This is a genomic window from Corallococcus sp. AB030 (assembly GCF_003668965.1).
In the GTDB taxonomy this organism is placed as follows: domain Bacteria; phylum Myxococcota; class Myxococcia; order Myxococcales; family Myxococcaceae; genus Corallococcus; species Corallococcus exiguus.
This window is the reverse complement of record NZ_RAWQ01000089.1, coordinates 1-14,391: the sequence shown is the minus strand read 5'-3', so window position 1 is coordinate 14,391 and position 14,391 is coordinate 1. Positions and strand designations below refer to the sequence as shown.

General features: G+C 68.7%; 16 protein-coding genes and 1 pseudogene. 7 read left to right on the top strand and 10 right to left on the bottom strand.

All coding sequences use genetic code 11. The features are described 5' to 3' along the window. Positions 1-80: 80 nt before the first annotated feature. From D7Y15_RS21385 to D7Y15_RS21375, 3 genes are all read right to left on the bottom strand, one after another. Positions 81-551 carry a response regulator gene (locus tag D7Y15_RS21385; RefSeq protein WP_014393311.1) on the bottom strand — a complete coding sequence of 157 codons (471 nt, stop codon included), beginning with the start codon at positions 549-551 and terminating at the stop codon, positions 81-83. A gap of 176 nt (positions 552-727) precedes the next feature. Continuing rightward, positions 728-2,527, bottom strand: a complete 1,800-nt coding sequence (locus D7Y15_RS21380) for an Ig-like domain-containing protein (RefSeq protein ID WP_121753752.1) — start codon at positions 2,525-2,527, stop codon at positions 728-730. A gap of 227 nt (positions 2,528-2,754) precedes the next feature. Further along, positions 2,755-4,395, bottom strand: a complete 1,641-nt coding sequence (locus tag D7Y15_RS21375; protein ID WP_121753751.1) for a carboxypeptidase-like regulatory domain-containing protein — start codon at positions 4,393-4,395, stop codon at positions 2,755-2,757. 152 nt (positions 4,396-4,547) lie between these two features. Between D7Y15_RS21375 and D7Y15_RS21370 the strand changes: the two genes are divergently transcribed. The 3 genes from D7Y15_RS21370 (at position 4,548) to D7Y15_RS21360 (ending at position 8,395) form a co-directional block, all read left to right on the top strand. Then, the gene (locus tag D7Y15_RS21370; RefSeq protein WP_121753750.1) at positions 4,548-4,991 is read left to right on the top strand and encodes an HIT family protein; all 444 of its coding nucleotides are present in this window, start codon (positions 4,548-4,550) and stop codon (positions 4,989-4,991) included. An 84-nt stretch (positions 4,992-5,075) separates the two neighbouring features. After that, positions 5,076-7,943, top strand: a complete 2,868-nt coding sequence (locus D7Y15_RS21365) for a TonB-dependent receptor (protein ID WP_120576196.1) — start codon at positions 5,076-5,078, stop codon at positions 7,941-7,943. A gap of 14 nt (positions 7,944-7,957) precedes the next feature. After that, positions 7,958-8,395 (top strand): GNAT family N-acetyltransferase, encoded by a 438-nt coding sequence (locus D7Y15_RS21360; protein ID WP_120576197.1) that lies wholly within the window; start codon positions 7,958-7,960, stop codon positions 8,393-8,395. Between the two features lie 4 nt (positions 8,396-8,399). Here D7Y15_RS21360 and D7Y15_RS21355 read toward each other — a convergent pair whose 3' ends face one another. Continuing rightward, positions 8,400-9,611, bottom strand: coding sequence for an MFS transporter (locus D7Y15_RS21355; RefSeq protein WP_121753749.1), 1,212 nt, complete (start codon positions 9,609-9,611; stop codon positions 8,400-8,402). Positions 9,612-9,743: 132 nt separating this feature from the next. On the opposite strand from D7Y15_RS21355, the gene D7Y15_RS21350 reads away from it, so the two are divergent. Then, positions 9,744-10,205: an FKBP-type peptidyl-prolyl cis-trans isomerase gene (locus D7Y15_RS21350; RefSeq protein WP_169821022.1), complete on the top strand. Its 462-nt coding sequence runs from the start codon at positions 9,744-9,746 to the stop codon at positions 10,203-10,205. A 30-nt stretch (positions 10,206-10,235) separates the two neighbouring features. Here D7Y15_RS21350 and D7Y15_RS21345 read toward each other — a convergent pair whose 3' ends face one another. Beyond that, positions 10,236-10,460 carry a hypothetical protein gene (locus D7Y15_RS21345; protein ID WP_120576199.1) on the bottom strand — a complete coding sequence of 75 codons (225 nt, stop codon included), beginning with the start codon at positions 10,458-10,460 and terminating at the stop codon, positions 10,236-10,238. 91 nt (positions 10,461-10,551) lie between these two features. Here D7Y15_RS21345 and nudC point away from each other — a divergent pair, with 91 nt between their 5' ends. Together nudC and D7Y15_RS21335 are read left to right on the top strand one after the other, a co-directional pair. Continuing rightward, complete coding sequence (gene nudC, locus D7Y15_RS21340; RefSeq protein ID WP_121753748.1) at positions 10,552-11,382, top strand: NAD(+) diphosphatase; 831 nt, start codon at positions 10,552-10,554, stop codon at positions 11,380-11,382. Between the two features lie 44 nt (positions 11,383-11,426). Continuing rightward, a complete protein-coding gene (locus D7Y15_RS21335; RefSeq protein ID WP_120576201.1) occupies positions 11,427-12,119 on the top strand; it encodes a radical SAM protein in 693 nt (230 codons plus the stop codon). 9 nt (positions 12,120-12,128) lie between these two features. Here D7Y15_RS21335 and D7Y15_RS21330 read toward each other — a convergent pair whose 3' ends face one another. Together D7Y15_RS21330 and D7Y15_RS21325 are read right to left on the bottom strand one after the other, a co-directional pair. After that, a complete protein-coding gene (locus tag D7Y15_RS21330) occupies positions 12,129-12,608 on the bottom strand; it encodes a hypothetical protein (protein WP_120576202.1) in 480 nt (159 codons plus the stop codon). A gap of 10 nt (positions 12,609-12,618) precedes the next feature. After that, a complete protein-coding gene (locus tag D7Y15_RS21325; RefSeq protein ID WP_120576203.1) occupies positions 12,619-12,900 on the bottom strand; it encodes a hypothetical protein in 282 nt (93 codons plus the stop codon). Between the two features lie 92 nt (positions 12,901-12,992). Between D7Y15_RS21325 and D7Y15_RS21320 the strand changes: the two genes are divergently transcribed. After that, complete coding sequence (locus D7Y15_RS21320) at positions 12,993-13,298, top strand: hypothetical protein (protein WP_120576204.1); 306 nt, start codon at positions 12,993-12,995, stop codon at positions 13,296-13,298. A 10-nt stretch (positions 13,299-13,308) separates the two neighbouring features. Here the strand turns inward: D7Y15_RS21320 and D7Y15_RS21315 are convergent, their stop codons facing one another. From D7Y15_RS21315 to D7Y15_RS21305, 3 genes and pseudogenes are all read right to left on the bottom strand, one after another. Then, positions 13,309-13,713, bottom strand: coding sequence for a hypothetical protein (locus D7Y15_RS21315; protein WP_147476314.1), 405 nt, complete (start codon positions 13,711-13,713; stop codon positions 13,309-13,311). 188 nt (positions 13,714-13,901) lie between these two features. Beyond that, on the bottom strand, positions 13,902-14,141 hold the full coding sequence (locus D7Y15_RS21310) for a GIY-YIG nuclease family protein (RefSeq protein ID WP_120576211.1): 240 nt from the start codon (positions 14,139-14,141) through the stop codon (positions 13,902-13,904). A gap of 70 nt (positions 14,142-14,211) precedes the next feature. Next, positions 14,212-14,391, bottom strand: a pseudogene (locus D7Y15_RS21305) (hypothetical protein); the annotation flags it as partial.

Here is a 14,391-nt window from a genome sequence, read left to right as displayed (position 1 = left end):
GGGGCCCGCGGGAGCCTGTCCCGGCGCAGGGTACCGCACCCGAGTGTCCACCCATGGACACTGCGGGGCGGCGCCTGGGGTTACTCCTGACCCGAGCGGGGCTTCGCCTTGCTGGGTTTGAGCATGTTGCGGATCTTGTTCTCAAGGTCCTGCGGCAGGCAGGGCTTGGCGACGAACTCGTCCGCACCCACGGACAGGGCGTGTTCGGCGTTGCCGGCGAGCACGTGGCCGGTGAGGGCCATCACGGGGATGTCGCGGGTGCGGGTGTCCTGCTTGATGCGCCGCGTCGCCTCCCAGCCATCCATGACGGGGAGGGACAGGTCCATGAGGATGATGTCCGGCTCCCCCTCCTGGGCCTTCTCCACGGCCTCCAGGCCGTTCTTCGCGGTGTCCACCTCAAACCCGCAGAACTCCAGGTATTCGGCGTACATCTCGCGGGCGTCGTCGAAGTCGTCGACGACGAGGACGCGCTGCTTGGCGGAGTTCACGGGAGCGGGCCCACCGCTCGCGGTTGGCTCACCCTCTGGAGATGTCAGGACCGCGTTCTTCATGGAGCAGAGGCCTCGCATGCAGGGGAGGGGCGGAGCGAATCTAAACACGTCCGCCGGAAAGCGCCCGTTCTCGCAAGATTTCCCTGGACGGATCCGAGGGTAGGTCCGTTGTCCGCTGAGTGACAGGGGGACAGTGGACGACAGTGTAGGTGGGCGGAGGGACTGGGGGTGGGGGCTCAGTGGTTGAGGCGGTAGACGCGGATGGCCCAGATGGATGCGTCGGCCGATTGGACCTTCTCCGTCCACGACACGATGGGCTCGTCATTCCCCGCGAGGGCGAAGTCGGAAAGCCCCCACAGCAAGCTGCCCGGGTTGGGTTTCAAGATGCCGCCCAAGGACTCCCATTGGGTTCCCGTCCAGCGCCGCGCCTGCCCGATCCTGCTCCCTGTCTCGGTCGCGGAAGGCGCTTCGGTCGCGAGCACGACCAGCGACCCATTGGAGTCCAGCGCCATGACGTCCACGCCCTGATCCGTCCCTCCGGCAATGTCCGCCAACGGGTTGCCAACCGGCACCCAGGTTGTTCCATCCCATTGTTTGATGAGCCCTGCGCGCACCCCATTTCCCCAGCCGCTCCCTCCCACAAGTACCCGTCCGGCATCATCAACAACACGGGTCATTGGCAGCAAACCAAGACCTGCGGACAGATCCGTCCAGGCAGTCCCATTCCACTGCATCACGCGCCCGACCGCGGCCTTGAGCGATTCATTCTCGCTAAAAGTGAGGACCAGCCTCCCAGACGCATCAAGGTCGAACCCCATGTAATTGATAGCCATCTCACTCTTCATTGGCACTGGCGCAGCCAGTGAAACCCAGCTGCTTCCACTCCACTGGCGGAACACGACTTGTTCCTGCGTGGAGTTGCGCTCGCGCCATGCCACAACAGGAAGGCCTCGGACTCCGGAGCTGAAGCCCATCCATTGGACGTAGCTCTGCGCGAGGGTGGTTGTCATGAAGGTGCCCATGGGCTCCCAAGCGGCTCCACTCCATCGTTGGACATGGATCTGGTTCTGGGAGCCTGCGGTGTATTCCAACCATGCGAGCATCGGGCGCCCTTCAGGGTCGATCTGCAAGGCATTTCCCCAGACGTCGCTGCCCGTGGATCCAGACAGAGGAGGTCCCAGGTACTCCCAGCTGTCGCCCGTCCAGCGTTTCGCGCGGACCGTCCCGTTTTGCGTCCAGGCCACGATAGGCCGGGCGTCACTTCCCACCCGAAGTGACGTCTCAACGAGGGTGGTCTCTTCAATCTTCCCGAAGAGCTGCGGCGCTCCCAATTGGAGATAAGCAGGCACGGACCACGTCCACTCTGCTCCCGTGGACTCAAGCCGGTTGCCGGCGGAATCGACAACCGTGTCGGCCATCACCACATGGATTCGCTGGTTAACCGGCAGAGGAAAAGCGGGGCTCACGGTCAGGGTCCGGCCATCCTCCGAAAGGAGCATGTTCGCATCCAGGCGCCCGGCCTCCGCCACCAGTTGAATCGACTGCCCGCTTACGCTGGCGCCATCCAGCGGCTCGGAGAAGGTCGCCTGAATATGCGTCCGCACAGGAACATCCGAGGCGCTGATGGCCGGGACCTGAGAGATCATCCGCGGGCGTGTGCGGTCAATCACGACGGTCCGCTCGGTACTCAGGAAGACCTGCTCGTTTCTAAGTGCGCGGACGACGAGCACATGAGTGCCTTCCTGGGTGAGCCACGTTTCCCACTTCAACGAATACGGCGCATCCAGCGCCGCGACAGGAGCACCGTCCACCAGCAATTCCACACGGTCCGGTGTTGGCCCCATGACCTCCACCTGGATCTGGAGCGGTCCATTCGTGGAGCTGTCTGCGGTTGGCGACAGCCAGTCGAGCAGGACAGGCCGCTCATCCGGGAGTCCTGCATCCGGCGACACACCTGGCTCAATCTCAGGAATCTGGATGCAGGCGCAGGGAATAATCCACATCAATAGTGCTGCATAAACGCGACCTGGGAACATGCGTCCAACCTAAAGCAAGAACGTATCCATGAAGCTCCGGGCTCCGTCGCGGTTCAAACCTGGGACGATAAAGCCCATCGCAGTCTCTGGCGTCGGACGAAGGGTCCCGCAGCAGAGACCTTGCTCCCCGTGAGGCAAAAACACGAACGCCCTCGCGAGCTATCACTCGCAAGGGCGTTCCATTCAGGCATCAAGTGAAGACAGCAGACAGGAGCCTGTCTGATTCACTAGTTGGTCGGAGGCTGAACAGCAACCAGAGTGACATTGGCCGCGATGGTCGTGGTCAGCGGCGTGCCCCATGCAGACTCATACACATCGCCACTCGGGTTCGAGAGGAAGTCGAACGCAAGCTGCAAGGTAACGGGCGATCCGGACGGGAAGGTCTTGTATCCCGAACCCGTGGAGGAATACCTGAAGTAGTAGCGCGAGCTGTAGTTCGAGGCGCGCGGCGGAAACACAGGACGGGGGTCCGCATACATGCCGGACTCCGGAACAAACGTCTGGGGCTCAAAGGAGAAGAGCGAAAAGCCGACGGCGGACTTGTTTGTAGGAGTCCACTCACCCTGCACCACCGTGGAGGAGGTATTGAGGTCGACCCCATCAAAGAAAACGTAAACAGGCGTGCCACTGCGCTTGATGGGCTGGTTGAAGTTCACCACCACAACTTCGCCCGCCTCTAGGATGCCGCTGCTGTTGGCATCGTAGAAGGTTGCGTTCCCGGAAACCGTAATGGCCGGCGGACTGGAGCTCGAGCCCGCGACGAAGAAGCCCTTCGTATCGATGGAGGAGCTACCCTCAGCGGACATGGCCCGAAGGGCGAGATTGTACTCCTTACCCTCCTGCACGGAGCCGCTCGGCGTCAGGGTCGCCGAGTAGCCACCGATGTTCACCTGGGGCGTGACCGCAAGCGTCTCCTTCGCGTACTCGTCCGTCATGCGCACGATCAGCGAGCCCGGCTGCACCGGCTGGTTGAAGTACACGTAGATGGGCTCGCCCGGACGCACCATGTTCCGGAATGGATCCAGGTCGCCCTTCAGGCTGCCCACGTTGCCGCCCTCGATCGCCAGCGCACCGGCGCCCGACGGCTTCGAGAAGTTCAGCTGCGCGAGCGTCGTGGCCTGGGAGCCCACGATGGAGCCACCCGAGTAGCTCTTCGTGTAACCGCCCGTGTCCACCACCCCGTCGCCGTTGGTGTCCATCGGCGCGATCCAGAGGTTGTACGTGCCGCCCAGGCGCGCCAGCTCCACGCCGGAGGGGATGCCGTTGAAGGTCAGGATGCCGTTGGAGTCCGCCGTGGCCTCCACGTAGACCTTGCTGACCACGGAGGAGACGGAGTCGTAGTTGCTCAGGATGACCGAGCCCGCCTTGTCGACCTCCAGCACGCCCTTCGCGCCCACCGCCGGACGGCCCTGCGGCGTCACCACGGTGACGGCCAGCGAGCTGTTCAGCTGCGTCAGCGTCACCGGACCAAAGCTCGCGTTGCCGTTGTTGATGGGCACCGTGCCCGCGGCGGCCGGCACGATGGAGGACGCACGCAGCGTCGAGTAGCCGCCCTTGCTGAACGTCAGCAGCACCTGCGCGGCCGCCGGCACGTCCGTCATCACGAAGTTGCCGCTGGCATCCGTCGTCGCCGACTTGCCCGTCGGCTGGCTGCCAATCGTCATCGCGACCGTGACGTCCGCGAGCGGCTGCAGCGTCGTGCTCAGCACCTGGCCCGACACCGTGCCCTTCGGCGTGGAAGGCACCACCACCGACACGTTGTTCGGATCACGGATACCGTCCGCGACACCATCGTTGTCCGCGTCAGTCGGGTCACCGCACCCCCAAACCATCAGCGGCAACACGGCCATCAGCACTTGCTTCTTCATCGTCCCCACCTTGAATTTATGACGGAATTTTCACGCCCCAGCTGCTCCCAAAAGGGCGGAAATCGGACACTCCCCGACCCGGGCCCACGCCGTCAAGGTGGGGTGAATTTTACCCAAGGGCTTCCAAGCGCCCCGAACCAGGATGACTCGCCATGTCAGACGTCAACGACCCCTGCCTGGGCTGCGCCATCGTTCGCGGGGAGGTCCACCCACCGGGTGGCGTGCTCGCGCGGGTGCCCGGGCTCGTCCTCCACGGGGTGGCGTCCCCCAGCCCCATCCCGGGCTGGGTGGTGCTCACCAGCGATCAGCATGTGCGCGGCTGGTATGACCTGGACGAGGGGGCCTCGCGGGAGCTGGGGCCGTTCGCCGCCCGGGTGATGCGCGCCCAACGCGAGGTGCTCGGCGCCGAGCACGTCTACGCCTTCGCTATTGGGGACGTGCTCCGCCACTTCCACCTGCACCTCGTCCCCCGCTTCGCGGACACCCCGTCCCACCTCCGGGGTCGGGGCGCCTTCGACGCGGTCCCGGCGGAGCACCTTTCGCCGGAAACGCTGGAAGCCGCGGCCCGGCGGCTGGCGGCGGCGCTCGCCCGCTGACCCACGCCGGGCGTGCGGTGCTCTTCCGGGTTGGCCAGTGTCATGGACCTGACACCGTATCGGGGGAAGAATGCCGGCGCCCTCATGCGTGCGTTCCCCCTCGGCCCCTGGCTGCTGTCCCTCTGGCTCCTCACCGCCGGTCCCGCACTCGCGGACAACAACGCGGATGAGGCGGACATCGCCTTCGAGCTGGGCAACGACGCTTACTCGCACGGCAACTACACCGAGGCGCTGCGCTCGTACTTCACCAGCTACCGGCTGGTCCCCAACCGCAACGTCCTCTTCAACATCGCGCGCTGCTTCGAAGCGCTGGGCAAGTTCAACGAGGCGTACCGCTACTACAACGACCTGCTCGGCGAGGACCTGCCGGCCGAGGACGCCTCGGAGGTCACCCGCTCCCTGGAGCGGCTGCGCCCCAAGGTCGCCCTGGTTCGCGTCACCACCAATCCCCGCGGCGCGGAGGTCTTCGTGGACCGCGCGGACCTGGGCAGCCGGGGCCGCTCGCCGCAGACGCTCGCGCTGTCGCCGGGCCGCCACAAGGTCCTGGTCCAGAAGTCCGGCTACCGCCCCACCGAGGCCGCCGTCACCCTCGTCCGGGGCCGGGAAGTGCCCGTGGACCTGGACCTGGCCCTCATCACCGGCATGGTGGACATCACCGGCAGCCCCGAGGGCGCGGAGGTGCGCGACAGCCCCACCGGCCCCGTCCTGGGCCGCATCCCCGCGAAGCTGCGCCTGTCTCCGGGCCAGCGCGTGCTGCACGTGCGCGCGCCCGGCCACGCTCCCGGTCAGTACGTCATCGACGTGCCCGCCGAAGGCACCCTGCCACTCGCCGTCACGCTGACCGCCCAGACGGCGCCCAGCGGCCGCGTCGTCGTCACCGCCAACCACGACGGCGCCACCGTGCGCGTGGACGGCCGGCCCGCGGGCTTCACCCCCACCGTCGTCACCCTCCCGCAGGGCGAGCACGTGCTGGAGGTGGAGAGCCGCGACGTGCGCCCCGTGCGCCAGAAGGTCACCGTCATCCCCGACCAGGAGGTGAAGGTCCACGCCACCCTGCGCTACGAGCCGCCTCCGGTGCGCGCCGCGTCCAAGCGCCTCCTGTCCGTGGACGAGGCCCCCGCCTCCACCACCGTGCTCACGCCGGAGGAGCTGCGCGCGTTCGGCTGGCGCACCCTGGCGGAGGCGCTGGCGGGCGTGCGCGGCTTCTTCCTCACCGACGACCGGACGTACACGTACCTGGGCGTGCGCGGCTTCTCTCCGCCGGGCGACCTCAACACGCGCATCCTCATCCTCTGGGACGGCCACGCGATGAACGACGTGTGGGCCGGCCAGGGCTACGCGGCGCATGACCTCAGCGTGGACCTGGAAGAGGTGGAGCGCATCGAGGTGGTGCGCGGCCCCGGCAGCGCGCTGTACGGCACGGGCGCGTTCTTCGGCGTCATCAACGTGGTGCCGCGCGAGTCGCTGGGCCTGGACCGGCGGCTGGAGATCACCGGCGCCGTGGGCGCGCTGGGCTCCACGCTCGTGCACGCGACCACGTCGTGGGAGGACCCCCAGCGCTCCGTCCTCTTCAGCCTCGCGGGCATGAAGTCCCACGGCGCGGACACCACCCGCCTGGGCGACTCGGGCCCCATCGTCACCGGCCTGGACGGCGAGAGGGCCGGCACCGGTTCGCTGCGCGCTCGCCTGGGCAACCTGTCCCTGGTGGCCCGGCTGCACGGGCGCAGCAAGGACGTGCCCACCGCTCCCTATGGCACCGTGGTGGGCGCGCAGGGCACGCGCGTGCAGGACGTGCGCGGCTTCGCCGAGGCCAAGTACGAACGCCCCCTGTCCGAGCGCTTCGTCCTGTCCCTGCGCGGCGCGCTGGACCTGAGCCGCTACAAGGGCCACTGGAACTACGACGGCGGCGACAACGCGGTGACGAACACCGACTCCGGCGCGGCGGACTGGCTCACCGGCGAGGCGCGCCTGCTGGCGGTCCTGTCCGAAGCCAACCGCCTCACCGTGGGCGTGGAGGGCCAGGCCCAGCTGCGCGTGGACCAGAAGAGCGTGGGCCCCGCGGTGGCCGCGTCACTGGGCTCGCGGACGCGCTCGCTCGTGTCCGTGTACGCACTGGACGAATGGCGCCTGCACCCGCGCCTGAGCCTGTCCCTGGGCTTCCGCGTGGACATGTACTCCGACCTGGACTCGCTGCCGCTCACGCCCCGGCTCGCGGTCATCGGCCGGCCGTATGAGCAGGGCCTCACCAAGCTCGTCATCGGCCGCGCGTTCCGCGCCCCCAACGTCTACGAGCTGTTCTACGAGGACAACCTCCTCACCCAGCGCCCCGCGGGGCCGCTGCAGCCGGAGACCATCACCACCTTCGAGGTGGAGCACTCGCACGACCTGACGCACGAGCTGCGCCTGACGGTCGCGGGCTACCACAACCGCATCTCCCAGCTCGTCACGCTCACCACCGAGTCCGCGGCCACGCCCGCTTGCGGCACCCAGAGCGCGCCCACCCAGTGCCTCGTCTACGCGAACAACTCCGGCGAGACGCTCGCGTGGGGCGCGGAGGCCGGGCTGCACTGGCAGCCGGGCCGCTGGCTGCTGGTGGACCTGAGCTATTCGTACGTGACGCTGCGCAACGCCTCGCAGGACGTGGTGGAGGCCGCGCCCGCGCACCTCGCCTCCGGACGCTTCCTGCTGCCCGTGGGCAACGGCGACATGCGCATCGCCACGCAGGCCACCTACCAGAGCGCCCGGGTGCCGAGCGTCGCTGGCGCGGCCAGCGGGGAGGCGCTGCTCGTGGGCTTCGGCGTGTCCGGTGACTACGGCCGGCTGCGCTACTTCGCGGGCGTGAACAATCTGCTCGACTCGCGCTACGCCTTCGTCGTGAGCGACGACGTGTCCGCCGGTCCCGTGCCGCAGTACGGCCGCACCTTCAACCTCCAGCTCACCGGCAGCTTCTGACAGACTCCCGCGCCATGAATGACCTCCGCTTCGACTTCATCGACCCCCGCCATCCGCTCTACGCGGGCGAGCTGGAGCTGCGCTTCCGCGTGCTTCGCGAGCCGCTGGGCCATGCACGCGAGGACGTGAAGTTCCCCTTCGAGGACGCCAGCCTCCACCTGGTGGCCCACGCGAATGGCGACGTGCTGGGCTGCGTGCTCTTCCACCCGGAGGACGCGCACGGCGGCCGGCTCTTCCAGATGGCGGTGTCGCCCTCGCTGCAGAAGAAGGGCCTGGGCGCGAAGCTGGTGCGCGCGCTGGAAGAGGAGCTGCGCACGCGCGGCTTCCGCCACGTCCACCTGCATGCGCGGGCCCCCGTCGTCCCCTTCTACGAGCGCCTGGGCTACGCGCCGTACGGCGAGCTCTACGAAGAGGTGGGCATCCCCCACCGGAACATGCAGCGCGACATCTGAGGCTTCAGGTCGCGGAGGCCTGGGCCGCCGGCAGACGGCGGCCACTCCAGAGCACCACCACCAGCGCCGTGAACGACATCGCCGCGCCCACGGCGCACACGCCCGGCCAGCCCGCGCGCGTCCACGCCGTCATGCCCGCCCACGCTCCCGCGGCACCGCCTACGAAGTAGGTCACCATGTAGAGCGTGTTGAGGCGGCTCCGGGCGTCGGGCCGCAGCGAATACACCCGCGCCTGGTTGGCGATTTGATTCGCCTGCGCGCCCAGGTCCAGCAGCACCACGCCCAGCGCGATGCCCCACAGCGAGTGCCCCACGAGCCACAGCACGACGAAGGACGCCAGCAGCACGGCGATGGCCAGCGCGTTGATGCGCCGGTCCCCGCGCTGGTCCGCGTAGCGCCCCACCAGCGGCGCGATGGCCGCACCCGCCACGCCCACCACTCCGAAGAGGCCCGCCACCTGCGCGTCGTAGTGCCCGGGCAGTGAGCGCAGGTAGAGCGCCAGCGTGGCCCAGAACGCGCTGAACGCGCCGAAGGTCAGGCCTCCCAGCAGCGCGTGCAGCCGCAGCACCGGCTCCGTGCGGGCCAGGTGGATGAGCGACCGCATCAACTGTGGATAAGACATGGAGACCGAGGGCGGTTGCGCGGGCAGCGTGAAGCGCAGCACGACGCCCGTCACCACCATCAGCCCCGCGGCCACGAAGAACATGGTGCGCCAGCCCAGGTGCGTGCCCACGAAGCCCGCCGCCGTGCGCGACAAGAGGATGCCGATGAGCAACCCGCTCATCACAGTGCCCACCACACGTCCGCGCTCCGAGGGCGCCGCGAGCTGCGCCGCGAACGGGATGATCATCTGCGGCACCACCGTGGTGACGCCGATGGCGAAGCTCGCCGCCACCAGCACGTGCAGGCTGGGAGCGAGCCCCGCGACCACCAGCGCCACACCCACGCAGCCACACAACAGGAGGATGACCTTGCGGCGCTCCAGGCTGTCGCCCAGCGGCACCAGGAACAGCATGCCCACCGCGTAGCCCACCTGCGTCAGCGTGGGCACCAGACCCAGTGCGCTCCCGTCCGCACCGAGCGTCCGGCCGATGTCTCCCAGCAGGGGCTGGTTGTAATAGAGGTTCGCGACGGTGACGGCGCCGGCCACCGCCATCAGCCAGACGAGCGAGGGACGGAGCGAAGCGGAAGGCGCGGGGTCGGAAGGCGTCTGCATGGCGGGCGGCGCAACGGATAAGCCCCGCTTGGACGCGCTTCAAGCAGGACCTGCGCGCCCAGCACCGTCCGGGCGGGCAGGCCGTGCGTGCCCCCCTTCCCCACGGGGCCCGCGCGCGGCAGGCTGCGGGCCATGCTTCGTTCCCTCCTGCTGTGCGCGGTGCTGGCCCTGGCCGGCTGTGGTGACTCTTCATCCTCCTCGGGTGACCCCGCGGACGTGACCTACGCCGATTCCCTGGGCGTGGACCTGTCCGCGATGAACAAGAGCGAGTCCGGCCTCTACACGCAGGACCTGGTCGTGGGCACCGGCAAGGAGGCCGTCAAGGGCAGCCGCGTGCAGGTGCACTACGCGGGCTGGCTGCCGGATGGCTCCATGTTCGACAACAGCCGCTCGCGCGGTGAGGCCTTCACCTTCTCGGTGGGCGCGGGCCAGGTCATCGACGGATGGGACGAGGGGCTCGTCGGCATGCGCGTGGGCGGCAAGCGCAAGCTCGTCATCCCCTCCGACCTGGGCTACGGCTCGCGTGGCTCCGCGCCCGTCATCCCCAGCGACGCCGTGCTCGTCTTCGACGTGGAGTTGATGAACATCTTCTGATGCGCGTGACGAGGGGCCCCGGCGTGGACTTCAAACGCCGGGCGTTCCCCCGGACACGGGCGGTGCCGGAGGCGAGCGCTTCTTCGGAATCGTGGAGCGGCCCTTCGGCCCTTTCAGCGCCACGCCCAGCAGCATCGTCGCGGGCAGCATCATGCCCAGCCCCTGCGTGAGGTCCTGCGGGGGATGGTTCACCACGCCCAGCACCATTCCGGCGAATAGCAGGCCGCAGATGACGCGGAGGATGAGGGCGTTCACGGTCGAAGGCTCCCAGGCGGGCAATGCCCGGTGGCGGGCGGCCGGAGCATAGCGCGCGGCGCCCCGCCGCGCTGTCCGTTAAGGTCGCCCCGTGAGCCCCCTCAAACGCTTCCAGCCCGGCTATGAACCGCCCGCTCGCTCGCGCGACATCGCGCTCCTGTTCGCCACGCGCGGCATGGACCTGCTCGTGTCCGAGCAGGACGGCCGACTCGACCTGCCCCGGTGCTCGGCCCTGCCGGAGGCCGCGGTCAGCGCCCACTTCCTGGGCATGCTCGACGACACGGACTGCTATGCGGCACCAATGCCGGGAGATTTCACGCCGCCAGAGGGGCTGAAGTTCGTGCCCGCCCGCTCGCTCTACAAGCAGGTGGACGAGGCGACCTTCGCCGTGGCGGGCCGCGCGCTCTCCATCTCCGAGTGGGACCTCAACCACCGCTTCTGCGGCAAGTGCGGCGCGGCCACGCAGCTCGTGCCTGGCGAACGCGCTCGCCGATGCCCGGTGGACCACACGCCGTTCTATCCGCGCATCGCTCCGGCGGTCATCGTCCTCATCACCCGGGGTGACGAGATGCTGCTCGCGCGCAACGCGTCCTTCCCGGAGCCCTTCTTCAGCACCGTCGCCGGCTTCGTGGACGCCGGCGAGTCGCTGGAGGAGACCGTGCTCCGCGAGGTGAAGGAGGAGGTGGGCGTGGACCTGAAGAACGTCACCTATTTCGGCAGCCAGCCGTGGCCCTTCGGCCGCTCGCTGATGGTGGGCTTCATGGCCGAGTACGCGGGCGGCGATGTCGTCGTGGACGGCAAGGAGATCGCCGAGGCGCGCTGGTTCGGCGTGGACGACCTGCCGCGCATCCCGCCCCGCCTGAGCATCGCGCGCCACCTCATCGACACCTTCATCGACTGGGTGAAGGCCCGCCGGGCTTGACCCCTTCCCCCCAAGGGTGCGCTTGATGCGCCCCTTCGCACGCCATGCCTGCCGCACGCCCGCACATCGAGCCCCGCCGCGTCCCCACCGCCGACTCCGTCGTGGTGAAGGAACTCTATCTCTCACTCCAGGGTGAGTCGTCCCACGCCGGCATGCTGTGCGGCTTCATCCGCCTCACCGGCTGCCACCTGCGCTGCACGTACTGCGACAGCGAGTTCGCCTTCCACGGCGGCAGCCGCATGAAGGTCTCCGAGGTCGTCGAGAAGGCGCTGGCCTGGAACTCGCCCACCGTGGAGGTGACAGGCGGCGAGCCCCTGCTCCAGCCCGGCGTGTATCCGTTGATGGAGGCGCTGCTGGACGCAGGCCTCAAGGTGCTGCTGGAGACAAGCGGCGCCATCGACGTGCGGCTCGTGCCCCCGGCCGTCCACAAAATCGTGGACATGAAGACGCCGTCGTCCGGCGAGTGCGACCGCAACGACTACCGCAACCTCACGTCCATGAACGCCAACGACGAGCTCAAAATCGTCATCGGCTCACGTGTGGACTACGAGTGGGCGCGCGCGCTCGTGCAGGAGCACCAGCTGGGAAAGAAGCCCTACGGCGTCCTGTTCTCCACCATCTTCGACAAGCTCCACCCGCGCCAGCTGGCGGAGTGGATCATCGAGGACCGGCTGCCGGTGCGCTTCCAGCTCCAGATGCACAAGTACCTCTGGGACCCCAACGAACGCGGCGTGTGACGCGCGCCCTCAGGGCCCGTGCCGCCTCAGAGTCGTCAGCACCACGGCGATGAGCGCGCCCCACGCCAGCAGCCCCAGCAGGTTCACCGCGGACAGCACGCGCAGCACGATGGCGAAGCCCCGGTCGCCCACTTCTTCGCGGCGCCGCAGCTTCCGCGTGGAGATAAGGGTGCCCGCCACCGCCGCCGCGAAAGCCCCCATCAGCACCAGCAGCACCGTCGTCCCTTCGCCCTGCCTCCCCCCTGAGAACATCCACAGCGGCGCGACGAGCAACAGGAGCCCCAGGACGTTGGCCAGCAGCGCCAGCCGCACCGCGCGCGATGGGCGCATGTCCTGGAAGCGCCGCTCGGCGCAGGGCGCGCAGTACGCCGTCTCCTTCAGCACCTCCGTGCACGCACCGCACAGGTAGCCGCCGCAGCGCGCGCAGAGGGCCACCGCGGCCGCGTCCGGATGCTGGCCACAGCGGGCACCCGTGGGGCTCGCGGTCATGCGCGGAGGCCTAGAAGCCGGGGGGCGGCATGCGGGCCATCGCCGCCGAGATGCCGTGCGCGCCCATGCCCAGGAACACCGCCGTCAGCACCGTGCTGGCCACGAAGCCCGCGACGATGAGGTTCTTGCGCGGATGCTCGAACTGGCTGAACGCGTAGACGAGCATGTAGCAGGGGATGAGCAGCACCATGACGCCCGTGCCCACGCTGCGGCGGAAGGCGTGCGTCAGCAGGAGGGCCGCGCACACGAGCGAGACGACCCCGAACAGGATGGCGAGTGGCAGGAGCGGCACACCCGCCCCCTTAGCACGCCTTCGCCCCTTTCGCGGCGGGCGTGCGCATACTAAGGACGGCCCGCCGCCCACCCGCCGAGGAGGTCCCCACCATGGCCATGCTCAAGACGTTCCTCATCTTCATCCTGGCCGGCACCCTGCTGGGCACCTTCATCGCGTCGCTGGCGGCCCCCTCCTACATCGAGTGGAACAACAGCACGCCGCTCGCCACGCAGACCATGTGCAACCTGCCAGAGGTGGTGCGCAGCGTGACGGCGTCGCTGATGCACTCGCAGCTGATGGGCGCGGCCATTGGCGCGGGCGTGGGCCTGGTGGCCGCCATCCTCTTCGCCGTGCGCGCCCGGAGCCGCGCGAAGCAGCGTCCGGGCTCTCCGCCTCCCGCGGCCACCGCCGCCTGAGGCCTGCGCGCTACTGCTGCTTCTGCAGGATGAAGAGCGGAGGCGACTGGCCCAGCAGCACGCCCCCGTTGTGGTCCTCCACCTCCACGTAGAGGTAGATGGGCTGGTTCGGGTCCTCCAGCGGCGCCGGCGCCGTCCAGGTGGGCGTGGCGATGTTGGCGTTGCTGAACACGCCGCCCGCGTTCGAGGGGTTCTGCGTCCAGCGGAAGTAGATCTCGTCGTTGTCCGCGTCCGTCACCTCCAGCTGCAGCTGGATGACGGTGCCCTCCTCGAACTTGAGTCCGCCCGGCGTGGACGGCGAGCCCAACGGGCGCGGTCCGGCGGTGATGACGGGCTGGTGGTTGGGCGCGCCGCACCCCACGCTCCCCAGACCCAGGGCAAGCAAAGCGAACAAGAACGAGCGAGAACGCGACATGGACTTCCCCCTGCTAGGACAGGCCACACCCTAATTCGGCCCCTGGCGTTCCGTACACCCACCCGAAGGCCCCGGCCGTTTCATCAGCAGGCGATGAAACACCCGCGGGCGCCGCGCCAACTGTCGCTCGGCGCGCATCCCGCGTCGTGAAGAGAACCCATTCCGCCAACAAGGCGGGGGGACGTGCGTCAACGCCGTCCCGGACGCCGCGTGAACAGCAGCAACTTGTCCGCGCGCGTCAGCCGCTTGATGGCGGCCTCGCGGCGCAGGGCCGTGCTCCGGTCCTCTGCGGGCTCGCTCCACACCAGCGTCACCGGCAGCCGGGCTCGCGTGTACGCGGCGCCCTTGCCCCGGCCGTGCGTGGCCAGGCGACGCTCCAGGTTGTTGGTGGCACCCGTGTAGAGCGTGCCGTCCTGGCAGCGCAGCATGTACACGGTCCAGGCGGTGGGAGGGGCTTCCGACACGGCGAGCCCCACTCTACAGCCAGGACCGAGCCCCTCAGAAAAGCTTCTGCCTGTCCCCACGCCTGCCGTGCAGGCGCGCCAGCCGCCGCTTCTGGCTGCGGACCGCGTGCGTCTTGCGAACGCGCGCCATGACGTCCGACACCTGCGCCAGCGGATCCGTCCGCCACCCCGCCAGGACCTGCGTTTCGTGCACCACGCCCACCAGACCGCCCCC

Excerpts from the sequence above, each read along its gene's own strand:
- D7Y15_RS21385 (WP_014393311.1), bottom strand. The coding sequence starts at position 551 with ATGAAGAACGCGGTCCTGACATCTCCAGAGGGTGAGCCAACCGCGAGC.
- D7Y15_RS21330 (WP_120576202.1), bottom strand. The coding sequence starts at position 12,608 with ATGACCGCGAGCCCCACGGGTGCCCGCTGTGGCCAGCATCCGGACGCG.
- D7Y15_RS21320 (WP_120576204.1), top strand. The coding sequence starts at position 12,993 with ATGGCCATGCTCAAGACGTTCCTCATCTTCATCCTGGCCGGCACCCTG.
- D7Y15_RS21315 (WP_147476314.1), bottom strand. The coding sequence starts at position 13,713 with ATGTCGCGTTCTCGCTCGTTCTTGTTCGCTTTGCTTGCCCTGGGTCTG.
- D7Y15_RS21375 (WP_121753751.1), bottom strand. The coding sequence starts at position 4,395 with ATGAAGAAGCAAGTGCTGATGGCCGTGTTGCCGCTGATGGTTTGGGGG.
- D7Y15_RS21310 (WP_120576211.1), bottom strand. The coding sequence starts at position 14,141 with ATGCTGCGCTGCCAGGACGGCACGCTCTACACGGGTGCCACCAACAAC.
- D7Y15_RS21355 (WP_121753749.1), bottom strand. The coding sequence starts at position 9,611 with ATGCAGACGCCTTCCGACCCCGCGCCTTCCGCTTCGCTCCGTCCCTCG.
- D7Y15_RS21370 (WP_121753750.1), top strand. The coding sequence starts at position 4,548 with ATGTCAGACGTCAACGACCCCTGCCTGGGCTGCGCCATCGTTCGCGGG.
- D7Y15_RS21335 (WP_120576201.1), top strand. The coding sequence starts at position 11,427 with ATGCCTGCCGCACGCCCGCACATCGAGCCCCGCCGCGTCCCCACCGCC.
- D7Y15_RS21380 (WP_121753752.1), bottom strand. The coding sequence starts at position 2,527 with ATGTTCCCAGGTCGCGTTTATGCAGCACTATTGATGTGGATTATTCCC.
- D7Y15_RS21350 (WP_169821022.1), top strand. The coding sequence starts at position 9,744 with ATGCTTCGTTCCCTCCTGCTGTGCGCGGTGCTGGCCCTGGCCGGCTGT.
- D7Y15_RS21365 (WP_120576196.1), top strand. The coding sequence starts at position 5,076 with ATGCGTGCGTTCCCCCTCGGCCCCTGGCTGCTGTCCCTCTGGCTCCTC.
- D7Y15_RS21360 (WP_120576197.1), top strand. The coding sequence starts at position 7,958 with ATGAATGACCTCCGCTTCGACTTCATCGACCCCCGCCATCCGCTCTAC.